At 44.9% G+C, this 15,719-nt stretch carries 11 protein-coding genes; 5 read left to right on the top strand and 6 right to left on the bottom strand.

Features of this window, described 5'->3' with window-relative positions:
* Nucleotides 1-2: 2 nt before the first annotated feature.
* From araA to ZOBGAL_RS09425, 5 genes are all read right to left on the bottom strand, one after another.
* Nucleotides 3-1,505: an L-arabinose isomerase gene (gene araA / locus ZOBGAL_RS09445; protein WP_013993360.1), complete on the bottom strand. Its 1,503-nt coding sequence runs from the start codon at nucleotides 1,503-1,505 to the stop codon at nucleotides 3-5.
* Between the two features lie 23 nt (nucleotides 1,506-1,528).
* A complete protein-coding gene (locus ZOBGAL_RS09440) occupies nucleotides 1,529-3,094 on the bottom strand; it encodes a solute:sodium symporter family transporter (protein WP_013993359.1) in 1,566 nt (521 codons plus the stop codon).
* Between the two features lie 24 nt (nucleotides 3,095-3,118).
* Nucleotides 3,119-3,823: an L-ribulose-5-phosphate 4-epimerase gene (locus ZOBGAL_RS09435; RefSeq protein WP_013993358.1), complete on the bottom strand. Its 705-nt coding sequence runs from the start codon at nucleotides 3,821-3,823 to the stop codon at nucleotides 3,119-3,121.
* The gene (locus ZOBGAL_RS09430; protein WP_013993357.1) at nucleotides 3,816-5,510 is read right to left on the bottom strand and encodes a ribulokinase; all 1,695 of its coding nucleotides are present in this window, start codon (nucleotides 5,508-5,510) and stop codon (nucleotides 3,816-3,818) included. Before ZOBGAL_RS09430 ends, ZOBGAL_RS09435 begins: the two co-directional genes overlap by 8 nt.
* A 99-nt stretch (nucleotides 5,511-5,609) precedes the next feature.
* Nucleotides 5,610-6,287 carry an NUDIX hydrolase gene (locus ZOBGAL_RS09425; protein ID WP_013993356.1) on the bottom strand — a complete coding sequence of 226 codons (678 nt, stop codon included), beginning with the start codon at nucleotides 6,285-6,287 and terminating at the stop codon, nucleotides 5,610-5,612.
* Between the two features lie 396 nt (nucleotides 6,288-6,683).
* On the opposite strand from ZOBGAL_RS09425, the gene ZOBGAL_RS09415 reads away from it, so the two are divergent.
* The 5 genes from ZOBGAL_RS09415 to ZOBGAL_RS09395 all read left to right on the top strand — a co-directional run bounded on the left by ZOBGAL_RS09415 (nucleotide 6,684) and on the right by ZOBGAL_RS09395 (nucleotide 12,545).
* Nucleotides 6,684-7,688 (top strand): NAD-dependent epimerase/dehydratase family protein, encoded by a 1,005-nt coding sequence (locus ZOBGAL_RS09415; RefSeq protein ID WP_013993355.1) that lies wholly within the window; start codon nucleotides 6,684-6,686, stop codon nucleotides 7,686-7,688.
* Nucleotides 7,685-8,989, top strand: coding sequence for an NAD(P)/FAD-dependent oxidoreductase (locus ZOBGAL_RS09410; protein ID WP_013993354.1), 1,305 nt, complete (start codon nucleotides 7,685-7,687; stop codon nucleotides 8,987-8,989). The genes ZOBGAL_RS09415 and ZOBGAL_RS09410 overlap by 4 nt, the downstream gene beginning before the upstream one ends.
* Before the next feature lie 32 nt (nucleotides 8,990-9,021).
* The gene (locus ZOBGAL_RS09405; RefSeq protein WP_013993353.1) at nucleotides 9,022-9,987 is read left to right on the top strand and encodes a polysaccharide deacetylase family protein; all 966 of its coding nucleotides are present in this window, start codon (nucleotides 9,022-9,024) and stop codon (nucleotides 9,985-9,987) included.
* Between the two features lie 169 nt (nucleotides 9,988-10,156).
* Entirely contained in the window at nucleotides 10,157-11,236 is a 1,080-nt protein-coding gene (locus ZOBGAL_RS09400) for a glycosyltransferase family 2 protein (RefSeq protein WP_013993352.1), read from the top strand.
* Nucleotides 11,229-12,545, top strand: coding sequence for a glycosyltransferase family 39 protein (locus ZOBGAL_RS09395; protein ID WP_013993351.1), 1,317 nt, complete (start codon nucleotides 11,229-11,231; stop codon nucleotides 12,543-12,545). The genes ZOBGAL_RS09400 and ZOBGAL_RS09395 overlap by 8 nt, the downstream gene beginning before the upstream one ends.
* Before the next feature lie 82 nt (nucleotides 12,546-12,627).
* On the opposite strand, the gene ZOBGAL_RS22670 is transcribed toward ZOBGAL_RS09395, so the two are convergent.
* On the bottom strand, nucleotides 12,628-15,600 hold the full coding sequence (locus ZOBGAL_RS22670; RefSeq protein ID WP_013993350.1) for a PKD domain-containing protein: 2,973 nt from the start codon (nucleotides 15,598-15,600) through the stop codon (nucleotides 12,628-12,630).
* Nucleotides 15,601-15,719: the final 119 nt, after the last annotated feature.

Here is a 15,719-nt window from a genome sequence, read left to right as displayed (position 1 = left end):
GTCTAGATACCTTTTACGCCATAAGCAGCATCGTTCCAACGCAGTTCTTGTTTAAAGCGATAGAGGTCCGTTTTTTCATCAATCAATAAAAACTCGATATCCATGATTTCGGCAAAATCTTCCAGCGATTCAGCGGAAACGTTCTGGCTATAGCAGGTATGGTGTGCCCCTCCGCCGTAAATCCATGCGGCCGCAGCGGTCTGTAAGTCGGGTTTGGCCTCCCATAGTACCCGCGCCACCGGAAGCTTAGGCATATCGTTCTTGATTTCGACAGCTTCAACCGAATTGACCAACATTCGAAAGCGGTTCCCCATATCAACGATAGAAGCGTTCAAGGCCCTACCCACCCCGGCATTGAAGACCAGGCGAACGGGATCTTCCTTGCCCCCTATTCCCAACGGGTGTATTTCACAGGAAATATCGCCCTTGGCAATCGACGGACATATCTCCAACATATGGGAGCCGAGTACCGTTGTATTTTTAGGATCGAAGTGATAGGTATAGTCTTCCATAAAGCTGTTACCCCCTTCGAGGCCAGCGCCCATAACCTTCATGGTGCGCACCAATGCAGCGGTCTTCCAATCGCCCTCGCCACCGAAACCGTAACCACTGGCCATTAGCCTTTGGGTGGCGATGCCCGGCAACTGCTTCATTCCGTGCAGATCTTCAAAAGTATCGGTAAAGGCCGTATACCCACCTTCCCCTAGAAAGGCGCGCATACCCAATTCTATACGGGCGGCATCCCTTAAAGAACTGTGCATACTTCCATCGGACTGTATTTCGGCCGCCATGGTATAAGTATCCCTGTATTCCTGTATCAAAGTGTCAATTTCCCTTTCGGAAACCCCATCGATATACTTGACCAAATCACCTACACCGTAACCGTTTACCTCATAACCAAATTTCATCTGGGCGGAAACCTTGTTCCCTTCGGTTACCGCTACCTGTCGCATATTGTCGCCGAAACGGGCCACCTTCATCTTTTTAGAATCGGCAACGGCAGAGACTACACGGCACCAATTCGCCACTTTTTGCAGTACGCCCTCATTTTGCCAATGCCCGACCACCACCTTTCGGTTCAAGCGCATCCTAGAGGCCAGGAAGCCAAATTCACGCCCTCCGTGGGCCGATTGATTCAGGTTCATAAAATCCATATCTATGGCATTCCACGGAATATCGCGGTTATACTGGGTATGGAGGTGCAAAAAAGGTTTCTGAAGGGCCTGTAGTCCCGCAATCCACATTTTAGCAGGCGAAAAGGTATGCATCCACATGATCAATCCGACGCAGGCATCGGTATTGTTCGCCTCCTTGCACAAAGCACTTATTTCCCCTGGGGTCTTTACCACCGGCTTAAAAACGACCTTTAGAGGTATGGCCTTGCCCGCGTCGTAATACTTGGCGATATCACGCGAATGTTCCGCTACTTGAGCCAAGGTTTCCGGTCCGTAAAGATGCTGGCTTCCGGTTACGAACCAAACTTCATTATTGCCTAAATCAATCATCCTTTCTTAAGTCAAATTCCTTCCTAGGAAAAATACACATATAACCCAATAACCATGGCACATATCACAAAGCCCACGGGCTTGGCAAATTTCCATGGGGTAATATCCACCTGTTCCGTATATACTTGCACATACTCGGTCTCCCTCGGCCAGAACTTACCGATAACGAACATCAAGAGCACTACCAAAACGAACAAGATACCCATAACGTGTAAAAAACTAATGTCGGGTTTAACGATATAAAGCGTGACCAAATAGGTAACCACGGCGAAAACGATACCGATGTTCGCAGCGATACCCGGAACCTTTTTGGTCAGGTAGCCCACTAGGATAATGGCCAAGATCGGCACACTGTAGGATCCGTTCAATTCTTGGAGGTAATTGAATATGCCCCCTTCGACACCGAACAACAAGGGTGCGATAATCATAGATATAATGGCAAGGAACATCCCGAAGATCTTACCCGCCTTTACCACCTGTTTCTCCGTAGCATCTTTATTGATATACTCCTTATAGAAGTCAAGTCCGAACAAGGTGACCGAACTATTAAGCGCACTGTTGAACGAACTCAATATGGCCCCGAAAAGGACGGCCGCAAAAAAACCGATAAAGGCCGTTGGTAATACTTTTTTGACTACCATCGGATAGGCCTGATCGGCATTGACCAGTTCGCCATTAAAGATTTGATAGGCGATAATACCCGGCAGTACCACAATAAAAGGCCCCAATATTTTTACAAAGGCAGCAAGGCTTAAGCCTATTTGCCCTTCCCTTAAGTTCTTGGCCCCAAGGGCACGTTGAATAATGGCCTGGTTCGTACCCCAATAATAGAAGTTGACGATAACCATACCTGTAAAGAGGGTCCAGAAAGGCACCGAAGAATCAGGTCCCCCTAAGATATCGAACTTTTCAGGGAAATTGGTCGTCAAGACGTCCATACCGGCAGTCAGGCTTCCATCACCCACGTACAACAATCCGAATATGGGGATGAGCGATCCACCGATGATCAAACCAATGGCATTAATGGAATCAGACACCGCAACCGCTTTCAGTCCCCCAAAAATGGCATAGATACTTCCGATGATGCCGATGCCCCAAACGGTGACCCATAAGGCCCCCTCTTCTCCCAAGCCCATAGCTTCGGGCAAATCGAACATTGTATTGATGGCCAAGGCACCAGAATAGAGTACGGTAGGCAGCATGGAAATGGCATATCCCCCTAAAAAGAGAAGGGACACCAAGGTCTTTGTCGATTTCCCATATCGCTTTTCAAGAAATTGGGGAATCGTGGCAATACCTCCCTTTAAGTATCTGGGCAACAATACCAAGGCCGTAAATACCATAGCTATGGCCGCCAAGACTTCATAGGCCATGATAAGGATACCCTCGCTATAGGCGATACCGTTCATACCTACGATCTGCTCGGTCGATAGATTGGTCAAGAGCAATGAGCCGGCAATAACCGGTCCGGTAAGGCTACGACCTCCCAAAAAATAACCATCGGAAGAGGTTTCGTCGGTTTTTCGGGTAGCCAGGTACGCTATGATGGCCACGAGAAGCGTAAAGCCGATAAATGATGCAATTCCCATATATTCAAATTTGTCAGTTAAAAATCAACAGCCTTGTCCGTAATAGGCATCCTTACCGTGTTTACGCTCAAAATGCTTCTTTTTCAAGGCCTCCTTCAAAGGGGACGCGTTCGGATTTATCTGCAAGGTCAAATGGGCCATTTTGGCCACTTCCTCACATACGGCACTATTATAAACCGCCTTGGCTACGGTCGCACCCCAGGTAAACGGGGCATGGCTCCCTACCAGTATCATACCGATCTCGTTATAGTCGAGACCCCTTTCCTTTAGGCAATCGATAATATGATAGCCCGTCATATGTTCATAATCACCTGCAATATACTCGTCTTTCATGGGTGGCGCACAAGGAATATCTGAAATTAAATGGTCGGCATGGGTCGTCCCAAAAATAGGAATATCACGCAGGGCCTGTGCCCAAGCGGTCCCATAAGTGGAATGTGTATGAACCACCCCCCCAATTTTATCCCATTCCTTGTAAAGAACGGCGTGGGTCTTGGTATCGGAGGAAGGTCGCATTTTACCCTCCACGATCTTGGCATCAAAATCGCAAATGACCATATCCTCGACCGTTAGTTCGGCGTAGGGTACACCACTAGGCTTTATGGCGAACACGCCCTTATCCCTATCAACGGCACTCGCATTGCCAAAGGTAAAGAGTACCAGCCCCAATTCGGGCAATTGCATATTGGCCGCATAGGCCTCTTCTTTTAACGATGTATACTTACCCATTGTTCTTGATTTGGTTCATGATATGTTTTTCCATGGTATCGCACAGCCGACCGTATCTTTCATACACCTCGGCATAAGCCCCCACATTGGCCCGGTTCGGTTCGTACACGACCTCAAAGGCACTTCCCATGCGCTCCATGGCTTCGGGGACAGTGTCATAGACCTCTGCCGCTACGGCGCCGAAAATCGCGGCTCCCAAGGCACAAGCCTGCTCGGAAGCGACCACTTTGATGGGCATGTTAAGCACGTCGGCCATCATTTGCATAATAAAGGGGGATTTTTTGGCCACCCCGCCCAAGGCGATAACCCCTTTAATGGGGATACCTTCCGACAGGAAGCGGTCCACTATCTTTTTGGCCCCGAAACACGAAGCCTCGACCAATGCCCGAAATATTTTTGGCGAGGTACTGCCTAGGTTAATCCCGGCAATGACCCCTTTTAAGTTCTGATTGGCATCGGGCGTCCTTCTTCCGTTCATCCAATCCAATGCCAATTCACCCGATGCACCTATGGGCTCCTTGCTTGCGGCATTGCTCAACTCAGGAATGAGGTTGCCAAGGGCCTCCTCTATCAATTTTCTTTTGGTAGCCTCGTCGATCAAGCCAGACTTTGAGATCAATTCCTCAATGGGCCATGCCAGTACCCTTTGGTACCACGCATAGATATCACCGAAAGCCGATTGCCCCGCTTCGAGCCCTAGCATTTGGGGGATTACGGAACCATCTACCTGTCCGCATATTCCCTTGACCAGTTTCTCCTCACCTTCTACGGGTGCCACCAAGACATCACAAGTGGAAGTCCCCATGATCTTGGTCAAATAGTAAGGTTCGATCTTGGCCCCTACCGCCCCCATATGGGCATCGAAGGCCCCTACGGAAACCGTAAGGTTTTCGGAAAGCCCTAACCGTTCGGCCCATGCAGCGCTCAAGTTACCGACCGAAACATCGGAAGTGTAGGTTTTATCGAACAGACGTTCCCTAAGTCCATCTAAAAGCGGGTCAAGGGCCACAAAAAACGCATTGGGCGGCAATCCGTTATAGCTTTCATGCCAAAGGGCCTTGTGCCCTGCGGCGCATCTACTGCGTTTCATTTGTCGCACATCGTCGCCCCCGGTCAACAAAAACGGTACCCAGTCACAATGCTCCACCCAAGAATAGGCGGCCTTGTGTACCTCGGCATCGGCTCTAGACACATGTAATATCTTGCTCCAAAACCATTCGGAGGAATAGATGCCGCCTTCATATTGTGAATAATCGACATCCCATTTCGAGCATAGTTCGTTGATTTCCTGGGCTTCTTGAATGCCCGTATGGTCTTTCCACAGTACGAACATGGCGTTGGGATTCTCTTGAAAACCTTCCAAAAGGGCCAAGGGTGTTCCGGTCGCATCGACCGCTACAGGTGTACTTCCCGTAGTATCTACGCCTATACTGACGATCTGAGCGGAGATTTCCGGGCCCACTTGGGCCACCACGGACCTGACCGTAGCCTCTATACCTTCGATATAATCCAAGGGGTGCTGGCGAAAACGGTTTTCAGAAGGATTACAGTATTGGCCCTCCTTCCATCGTTTATAGTAATGTACGGCAGTAGCAAGCTCTTCGCCCGTTTGCGTATTGACCAATAGGGCCCGGACCGAATCCGAACCAAAATCTAAGCCGAGGCTATAGGTGGTTGATGACTTCATTCATATTATCTTTAAAATTTAGGCAGACCAAGTAAAAACCACCCTTGAAAAAGAGACTAATATAGGACTTTTTACAAGTGTTTCAAAAACACTTATTGTCTAAATTGTAAAGTTTTTTGATTTAGCGTATTTTTTTTCGTCAAAACGGTATAAAAATGCCCCTTTTTTTGACTCCGACATATCCTTTTCGTTCAGTTTTACGAGAAAATCCATTGTCGCCAGTTTTTTCCGGAAGTTGCGCTTGTCCATTTCCTCCTGAAAAATACCCTCGTACAACTTTTGCAACTGTGGCAGGGTGAACTTCTCCGGAAGCAGATTAAACACTATGGGAAAGGTTCGCACCCGTCTTTGAAGCCGTCGAATAGCGGACTCTACCATTTCCTTATGATCAAAAATAAGATCGGGGAGCTCGTCTATCGGAAACCATTTGGCCCGATACTCCTCTATCAGTTCTCTGTTGTATTTCTCCTTTAATATCAATGCGCTGTAGGTAGTCGACACTACGCGCTCATAGGGATCACGTTTGGCCTTTCCGAAGGTTCTTACCTGCTCCATATAAACATCCTCAAGACCGGACAAGTCTTTTAAGATTCGATTGGCCGCATCGTCTAAATCTTCATGATTCCCCACAAAACCGCCCATTAGGGACCATCTATCCTTTTCGGGCTCGAATCCCCTGTGCACCAGTAGCACCTCCAATCTATTGTCATTAAAACCGAATATGATACAATCTACGGCCAGCGTTATTTGCTGTATATCTTTATATGTTCTGTCCATTTTCAAATTTAATAGTAGTTAACGGTTCCTTCAAAAATACGTAAAGAAATCGGGTATAAGTGTATCACTAACATTTTTCAAATCTATCCTACATGGACTTTCATCGATTAGCTCCCGTCCTACATACCATGACCAAGAACAGGCAACGGTCTTTTGAACTTATCCTTGCTTTTTACCCGATGGTTTCGGTGCATTTCACACTCATTAAAATCATCACCATACTGGACGGATTTTTCGGAAAAACGCCTTCGAAATAAAATCTGCCCATAAATTTTCGATATTAGGTCTCTTTTTATCCACCAAACACGGAAAACCCATTTTACAAACCTGTTTTATTGGGGTATCTTGCTCCCTCAAAACCATATACCATTTTTCCTTCAAAACAAACCTAACCATATGATTACGGAGAAAAAGAAAATTCTCGTTACCGGTGTTGCCGGTTTTCTAGGCTCTAACTTTTTAGTAAAATGTTTGAGCCAAGGCCATCAAGTTGTAGGTATCGATAATTTATCGATGGGTACACTCGACAATATTGAAAAAAGCCTTGACCATCAAAATTTCCATTTTATAAAAGGCGATGTACTAGACAAAACCTTAATTGACAATTTAGACGACGACTTTGATGTTATCGTTCACTTGGCCGCTTTTAAAATACCACGATACGGCAATGCGGTCGATACTTTAAAGATCAACACCAAGGGCAGCGAAAACATGCTCGAACTGGCCAGAAAACTCAAATGTAAATTTGTTTTAGCCTCAACTTCAGATGTATACGGCATGAGTCCGGATATCCCGTTCAAAGAAGACGGCAACTGTCTTATAGGTGACTCAAAAGTACCGCGATGGGCCTATGCCGTTTCAAAGCTTTTTGACGAACATTTAGCCTTGGCCTATATGGAAGATTATGACTTTCCAGTCGTTATCTTGCGATTTTTCGGTTCTTACGGTCCCAACCAAAACCTATCTTGGTGGGGCGGTCCACAATCAGTCTTCATTGACTGTATATTGAAGAACAAGGAAATCCCTATTCATGGGGACGGAATGCAGACCAGAACCTTTACCTTCGTTGACGACACCGTAGCGGGAATTTATGCCGCTACCATGAAGCCGGAAGCCAACGGTGAAATCTTCAACATTGGGGCCAATCAGGAAATCACCATTATTGAACTGGCCAATATGCTAAAGCGAATATCGAATGAACCAAGAACACCTGAAATTAAATTGATTCCGTATAACGAAATATCGGCAGGTCGTAAATACCAAGATGTTATGCGTCGCGTGCCCGACACTACAAAAGCCGAAAAAATATTGGGCATCAAGGCGCAGACTTCTTTAGAGGAGGGCCTACGCATTACATTTGATTGGCAAAAAAACGTTTCAAAAAAAGTAGTCACATTATGAAAATAGGCATCGTCGGAGGTGGTTTCATGGGACTAACATTGGCCCATGAAATCGCAAAAAACAATGCCATCGTTAAAGTTTTTGAAAGCGACCAGCAAATGGGTGGCCTGTCTACCCATGAAGATTATGGTGCCTTTGTTTGGGACAGGTTCTACCATGTAATCTTACCCACAGACAACTTTTTAATCGAACTTATCGAAGATTTGGGTATTGGCGACAAGTTGTGCTGGAGACGTTCTTATACGGGCTACTATGTTCAAAAAAAGTTCTACTCCATAAGCAGTTCCAAAGAGTTTTTACTCTTTCCGGCCCTAAACCTATGGGACAAGGCCATGTTAGCCTTTACCATTTTCTACGGCTCAAAGATCAAGGATTGGAAAAAACTGGAGAAGATTACCGTAAAGGACTGGTTGATCAAAATGGGCGGAAGACGCACCTATGAAAAATTCTGGTCGCCCCTGCTCTTGGCCAAGCTGGGCGAAAACCACGAAAAAGTGTCCGCCGTTTTTATATGGACCTATATAAAAAGGCTCTTCAAGGCCCGAAGTTCGGCCGCCCAAAAAGAGCATATGGGCTATGTGACGGGAGGATACAAGACCGTTTTCGACGCCCTGCAAAAATCGCTAGGCGAAAAGGGTTCGGAAGTTGTACTGAACAGTACGGTGGAAGCGATCCAACCCAATGCGAATGGGGGTGTAACCATAACCAACAACGGCGTAGAGGAGCATTTCGACAAGGTAATCGTAACCACCCCTTTGGACGTCATAGAAAGAATCGCGGCCCCCAGCCTCTTCGAGGCCACCAAGGCAAAGGCTCCCGTAGAATACCTCGGGGTTATCTGCCTCGTACTGGTTACCGAAACCTCGCTGTCGCCCTACTATGTACTGAACATCGCCGACAAGGAAATTCCCTTTACAGGGGTAATCGGCATGAGCTCGCTTGTAGACCTCGACCAGAGGGCCGGCAAGCACCTTACGTATTTTCCCAAGTATATAAGCGGAAACGATCCTTTCTGGAAAAAATCGGACGAAGAACTAAAGTCCATTTTTATAGCGGGCGTATCGAAACTCTACCCCGATTTCGACACCAACACTATTGTATCGGCGCATATACACAAGGCGTACAGGGTACAACCCTTGCAGGTATTGAATTATTCGGAGACCATTCCTAAAATAAAAACAAAGCACAACAATTTTTACGTGCTTAATACCTCACAGTTCGTAAACGACACCTTGAACAACAACTCGGTAGTCGGCCACGTAAAAAATTTTATGGATAGCTTTAAAAAAGAGCTTGAATAAAAATAAAGTTGAATTTTTTTTAAAAAGTTATAATGAGCAAACCCTATTTGAGTCTTTCACTGGACATGGACAACCAGTGGTCTTATATGAAAATACATGGGGAAAAAGGATGGGAAGACTACCCCTCTTACCTCGACATCTTTGTTCCCCATGTGTTGCAGGTATTGGACGAATTAGATTTGAAAATCACCTTCTTTATCGTTGGGCAAGATGCCGCTTTTGAAAAGAACCACAAATACCTCAAACAAATTGCAGATGCCGGCCACGACATAGCCAATCATTCATTTAAACATGAAACTTGGCTCCATCTTTATAGCAAGGACGAGATGCGCGCAGAGATCGACACGGCCCATGATATTATTCAAAAGGTAACAGGTAAAGCCCCTAGCGGATTTCGAGGGCCTGGCTTTAGCTGGAGCGGCACCTTATTGGAGGTATTGGCCGAAAAGGGCTATGCTTACGATGCCTCTACCCTACCCACTGTTATCGGCCCCTTGGCCAGACTGTACTATTTTAGCACCAGTAATCTTTCAAAAGAGGAAAAGGAAGACCGAAAGGAAATCTTCGGAAAATTCTCCGATGGCTTCCGAAGGCTTAAACCCTACTACTGGAAATCTAAAAGTGATCAAAAAATACTGGAACTTCCCGTGACTACCATGCCCTTGTTCAGAATTCCGTTTCACCTCAGCTATCTCATTTATATAAGTAATATTTCGACTTCTTTGATGATGTTATACCTGAACATCGCCATTTTTTTATGTAAGATTACCAAGACCGAGCCTAGCTTTTTGTTACATCCGCTCGATTTGATCGGAGGGGACCAGATTAGCAGTTTGGCCTTTTTTCCCGGAATGAACGTATCAAGTGAAAGAAAGGTGTTCATCTTTAAGAAAGTGATGAAAAAACTAGGCAAGCATTTCAACTTGACAGATATGAATGGGCATGTTGAAAGTATAAAGAAAAACAATACCCTAAAAACAGTTTCCATACCCACCTAAAACCATAGTAAACAAAAAATTTACTTTTTGGCCGAAAGGATTGACCTATTGGTCGTTATTCGTATACAATCTAGTTTTATTTTTCCTAATTTTATTGTCCGCTTAAGCAAGTTAGACTCTGATTATCTTCCCCAAACAGATGCTTTCGAGCAAAACCAAACTACCACACATGTCATCAGAAATTAAAAATAACCAAAAGAAGCCTCTTGTTTCAGTAATACTTCCGGCCTACAATGAAGAGGCTATTATAGAAAAAAACATCGTCAGATTATACGACTATCTAGACACTTTGAATCACTTGTACGAATGGGAAATAATCGTAGTCAACGATGGTAGTGTTGACCGTACCGGGGTCATTGCAGACACCTTGTCCGATACTTATTCAAATTTAATAGTACTCCATCATGTGGTCAACCGCAATTTGGGTACCGCCCTAAGAACCGGATTTGCAAATAGCACAGGGGATTACGTTGTAGTTCTGGACATTGACTTAAGCTATTCTCCCGACCATATTGGCAACTTATTATCCGAAATTATAGTCACCCAAAGTGATATGGTACTAGCCTCGCCTTATATGAAAGGAGGCAAAAACACGGCCGTACCACGTTTACGCTTATTGTTGAGCAAAACGGTAAATAAAATGATGCAAACCGCCTCGAGACTTGACATCTGCACTTTTACAGGTATGGTACGGGCCTATAAGGGAGAATTCATTCGTTCGCTCAACACGAAATCGAGTACCTTCGATATCAATTCCGAAATTTTGTTAAAGGCTTATATCTTAAGGGCAAGAATCATTGAAATACCAGCTCATCTGGATTGGTCCGAACAACAACAATTGGCTGAAACCAGAACCTCTAGCCTAAAAATTGTTAAAGGAATCTTCAATGGGCTTGCAAATAGTTTTATGTTTCGCCCCTATATGTTCTTTTGGGTTCTTGGTTTTCTGATTTCTTTGCCCTCACTCTATCTGATTGCTTGGATTTTTATAGATGCTTATAGAATATACCCTACCATAGTGGATTTGGCGCCGGATTTCGGCCATAGATTTGCCCTTGCCGTATCTGAGGTATACAAGCAAAGACCCTACTCGTTTATTATAGGTGGCACCACAATAATAGTTACAATTCAACTATTAAGCCTTGGTTTTATATCATTACAAAAGAAACGTTATTTTGACGAGCTATTTCATATCAATTCCAGCATTTTAAAATCGACTATAAAGAATCAAAGGCCCAATCATGAATAAATACCAAATCACCACCATGAGTGGGTTTAAAGCGCTATTGCCTTTATTCTTGTTATTGTGTATTGCGATAATACCGAGACCTTCGACCCATTCCTCCGATGTTATAGCTGACGAAAGCCATTTTTACAACCATGCAAAAAATATCACCCACGGCTTTTATGCCGATGCCGTCAATCCCAATATTTTAGACGGTCCTGGCTACCCACTGTTTATATCCATTCCGATTGGGCTCGACGTTCCATTTTTCTATATACGGTTAAGCAACATTATACTTCTTTCCTTTGCCGCAATTTATCTATTTTTAATATTACAGCGGTATATTCCTAAAAAACCAGCTATAGTTTTAACCTATTTATTCGGTCTATATCCACCTCTGCTTCGGTGGGCCAATCTTATGTACGCAGAATCGCTTATGCTGCTTCTGTTGATAGGCTTCAGTTACCACTTTATCGCTTGGTACCATAAAGAGGGTAAGTATAAAAGGCATTTTGTTATTGCCCTGTTGTTTCTAGGATATTTGGCCTTGACCAAAATAATATTTGCTTATGTAATACTCGCAGCCTTGGCGCTCTGTGTCGCGGCCTTGGTATTTAGAAAAACCTATAAAACCTATAAACTGAAGGGGCTTAGTTTTATGTTGTTGGGAGCAATGGCCGTTTTTAGTCCCTATGTCATTCACAACTACAAACTAACAGGCAAGTTTTTCTATTTGGGCACCCATGGGGGCATTACCCTTTATTCAAGAGCCACCCCCTTTGAAAACGAGTGGGGCAATTGGTTTTCCGAACGACATGTCTTGAACGACGACGTACCTACGGGACGTGGTTCGGTCATGGCCAATATGGACGTACTAAAGAAAAACCATGAAGAACTCTTTCTCAGCATTGATTCGCTTACTTGGGTCGAAAAGGATAGCGTTCTAAAAGTCAAGGCCATTGAGAACATGAAAAAACACCCCAAAAAATACATCAAGAACACGGTAGCCAACGTGTCGCGTATTTTCTTTCATTTTCCATTTTCATACCGAATGCAAAACTTGGACACCCTGGGGTACTTAATCCCAAATATTTTTATTGTGGTTTTGGCCCTATTGGGCATTTACCCTGCCATCATCAGGTTTAAATCGATTCCAAAAGAATTGATTATACTCATGCTTATAAGCCTTATTTACCTTGGCGGCCATATTCTCTTAGACGGCAGGGGGCGTTATCTGATTCCGGTGGTACCGATATGGCTTATGTTCTATACCTATGTGTATTTTAAAATACTCCGGATCAGAATAAACAGGCCCAATGAAATTAACAATTGATGGAGTAGTGATTACGATCAAAACTAAGATAAAATCAAAGCTCTCAAATTAAATAAGGAATTTTGCCCATTAGTTATATAATTTAATCGGGCTCTACCAAATAGTACGAATCCTTTCCATAATCACTATCTCCGGGCTGTCTTGTAATGGTCCGTAAAGTGCCTATGGAAGTATTCAACTCACGAATGCCCCGTGCAGCGGAGGCCTCTACATTCTCTCGGTCTTTCCATCGCCACTTATAGATACCTAGCTTCCAGTATCCTCCATATGGACGTTGAGAATAGACTGTTCTTTCATTTTGATCATACACTTTTACTCCGTTAATCCACACCCTAAACTTTCCAGAGCCTCCATCTCCCCACACCATGTGGATAACTACTTTTAAGGTCTGGCCAGACCTAGGTATAATACCTGTGGGAGTATATGCGCTAGAACCACTTCGTGCGGCATTATTTACAACAAAAAGCTCCCCTACAGTATTACTGTTTCCATTAAAGTTAGTGGGTCCCAACTGAAGGTTAGTCATAGGGTTGCTCGGACTACTAAAACTCCCATGGGTCTGCCATAAAATCCAAGGCAACTCATCTGCCTTATAACCGCTTTCAAATTTATAATCGAAGCCCCACCATTGTTCGGTGCCAACAGGGTAATTGACATCGGCCGGATGCTCCCGTATTTCGGCCCTATAGTTATAGTCACCACAAGTTGCAGCTGCATTAGGGGTGGTCGGATTTACCTTAAAGCGAAGCCGGCTACCTGATTTTGTGACCATTCCATCGCTACAGTGGCTACTTATAAATAGCTCATGGTTACTAAAAAAGTCATTACTTGGAACGCTTATATTGTTCCAACACCAAACCTTGGCACCGTACTGATTCGCTGGGCCACTGCCGGTACCGCATGGTAAATTTCCCTGTACCGCACTCTGAGTTACCTCAATGATTAACGAAGTCGTATCTTGTCGCCCCTCTTCATCACCTACCGTAAGCTTTACCGTATAACTACCCGGATTGTTAAAGGTATGGGAAGGGTTGGTGCTTGATGAGGTACCGTCACTGAAGTCCCAAGAATAACCCACGACCCCCTTGTCATCGCTCGAATTTCCTCCGGTAAAATCAACTTTTAGTGGGGCTTCACCTGAGAGGACACTTGCCGAAGCTACCGCAGTCGGAGCCTCATTTTCCGGGGCACTTACCGTAATACTTATATGCTCCACGTCCTTTAGTCCGCCTTTATCGACCACCTCCAATTTAACTGAATATGTTCCCGGAGTATCAAAGGTATGCTTAGGGTTCGCTTCAGTGGAAATCGACCCATCACCAAAGTCCCACTTATAACCGGTAATTTCATTATCATCCGTTGAATTGCTGCCCGTAAAATGAATTTCGACCGGAGCTTCACCCGATTGGGAACTGGCAGAGGGTTTTGATACCGGGGGATCGTTCTTAGGCTCTTCTACTGTTATCGTAACAGTCTCTTTGTCGGTAAGCCCTTCTTCGTCGCTTACCGCAAGTTCGACTACAAAAGTTCCGGCCTTGGCAAAAGTATGGACTGGATTTGCGGTACTTGCCGTTTTTCCATCCTTAAAGTTCCAAGCGTACGTTTTGATTCCTTGGTCATCACTTGACCCACTTCCTGCAAAGCGTACCTCTAGAGGAGCTTCTCCCGACTTTGTATTAGCACTGATTTTTGCGGTAGGCGCTTCATTTTTGGCAGCTAGAACCTTAATAGTAAGTTTACCCGAAGAGGATAATCCTTCTTCGTCCTTTACTTTCAATACAACGTCATAAGTGCCGGCCTCTGTAAAAGTGTGCTCGGGGTTTTTAGAGCTAGCCGTTTCCCCGTTCTTAAAGTCCCATAGGTACGAAACCACGGCTTTATCATCCGATGAATCGCCCCCATTAAAACTCACCTTCAACGGCAAGGTCCCTTCCTTGGGAGTGGCACGGACAACGGCGACAGGAGCTTCGTTCGCCGGACTTGCAGGAGGTTCGGGAACCTCGGGGTTTTCCTCCACCGGTTCTTCTTCTGCGGGAGTTTCTTCCTCAATGGGAGTTTCAACAGGCTCCTCTTCTACAAGAGCCTCTTCCTCAACGGGGTCATCAACAGCTTCTTCCTCTTCCACGGGAGCCTCTTCCTCAACGGGGTCATCAACCGGCTCTTCCTCCTCTACTGGAGCCTCTTCTCCAACAGAGTCATCAACAGGTTCTTCCTCTCCTTCTTGTTCGGTATCGTTACCCTCTGGAACCTGACCTTGCCCTTCAGTGCTATCTTCCCCTGGTTCGTCATTTGAATCCCATTCGCTTTCTTCATTGGCGCCTAGGTTTTCCAATTCCAAAATTTTAGTTCCGACAGGTACCTCATAAGACACGACCAACTTACTCCCTCCTATAGCACTTTCCTTTGAGGCAAAGGCCAAATCGTCCCCATCTTTATGATCTAACACAAGGCTTGTATACCCTGGTTCTATCCCCAAGGTATCCAAGGCAATCTGCACTTCGCTATTTACACGATACGGTTGGTCTATACTGCCCAAAGAAGCCCCGATGTCGGGCGCGGAGGTTTCGGAAAGATTTTGTTCCGTCCAATCATTCGACTCACCTTTGAACACAATAACTTCCCCATCACCATCATCGGTACTCACCACAAAGTCCAAACGAGCTTCAACGATTACCCCACCAATAGAATCCAAAGGGCTCAGATCAAACATAAGGTAACTCTTTCTACGTCCTTCCTCTAAACGGATGAGAGATTGGTTATAGCCCTTACCATTTTGGATATAGGCATCATGTATGGGATTAAAGACAGCGACCCTATTTTCAAATTGTATTTCGTTTTCGGGAGTTTGGCTTTCACTTTCGTCCTCCAACAGGTCTTCATCTACATCTGATGGACCTGTAGTCTCCTCATCCGACCCATTAATTATTGGGATATTTTTGTCTAACACGGCATCACGCAATGTATCGACATCTTTATTACAGGATAAAATCAATAAAAAAGTAATTCCTATAAAACATAGGCGATTGGCCAAGGTAGGAGTTTGGCGTAATTTCATAAGTAGTGTTCTTTACTGGGGAATTTAACGGCTAAAACTATGCCGCTATATACGGTAAGCACCCCTGATAAAGTCGCTAAACGGTCATTAAATTCGACGAAATGCGTATAATTTTAACA

The organism is Zobellia galactanivorans (genome assembly GCF_000973105.1).
Taxonomy (GTDB): Bacteria; Bacteroidota; Bacteroidia; order Flavobacteriales; family Flavobacteriaceae; genus Zobellia; species Zobellia galactanivorans.
Note: the sequence above shows the minus strand (reverse complement) of the source record. Positions and strands in the feature narration are given on the sequence as shown.

Excerpts from the sequence above, each read along its gene's own strand:
- ZOBGAL_RS09435 (WP_013993358.1), bottom strand. The coding sequence starts at position 3,823 with ATGGGTAAGTATACATCGTTAAAAGAAGAGGCCTATGCGGCCAATATG.
- ZOBGAL_RS09400 (WP_013993352.1), top strand. The coding sequence starts at position 10,157 with ATGTCATCAGAAATTAAAAATAACCAAAAGAAGCCTCTTGTTTCAGTA.
- ZOBGAL_RS09440 (WP_013993359.1), bottom strand. The coding sequence starts at position 3,094 with ATGGGAATTGCATCATTTATCGGCTTTACGCTTCTCGTGGCCATCATA.
- ZOBGAL_RS09425 (WP_013993356.1), bottom strand. The coding sequence starts at position 6,287 with ATGGACAGAACATATAAAGATATACAGCAAATAACGCTGGCCGTAGAT.
- ZOBGAL_RS09395 (WP_013993351.1), top strand. The coding sequence starts at position 11,229 with ATGAATAAATACCAAATCACCACCATGAGTGGGTTTAAAGCGCTATTG.
- ZOBGAL_RS09410 (WP_013993354.1), top strand. The coding sequence starts at position 7,685 with ATGAAAATAGGCATCGTCGGAGGTGGTTTCATGGGACTAACATTGGCC.
- araA (WP_013993360.1), bottom strand. The coding sequence starts at position 1,505 with ATGATTGATTTAGGCAATAATGAAGTTTGGTTCGTAACCGGAAGCCAG.
- ZOBGAL_RS09430 (WP_013993357.1), bottom strand. The coding sequence starts at position 5,510 with ATGAAGTCATCAACCACCTATAGCCTCGGCTTAGATTTTGGTTCGGAT.
- ZOBGAL_RS09405 (WP_013993353.1), top strand. The coding sequence starts at position 9,022 with ATGAGCAAACCCTATTTGAGTCTTTCACTGGACATGGACAACCAGTGG.
- ZOBGAL_RS09415 (WP_013993355.1), top strand. The coding sequence starts at position 6,684 with ATGATTACGGAGAAAAAGAAAATTCTCGTTACCGGTGTTGCCGGTTTT.
- ZOBGAL_RS22670 (WP_013993350.1), bottom strand. The coding sequence starts at position 15,600 with ATGAAATTACGCCAAACTCCTACCTTGGCCAATCGCCTATGTTTTATA.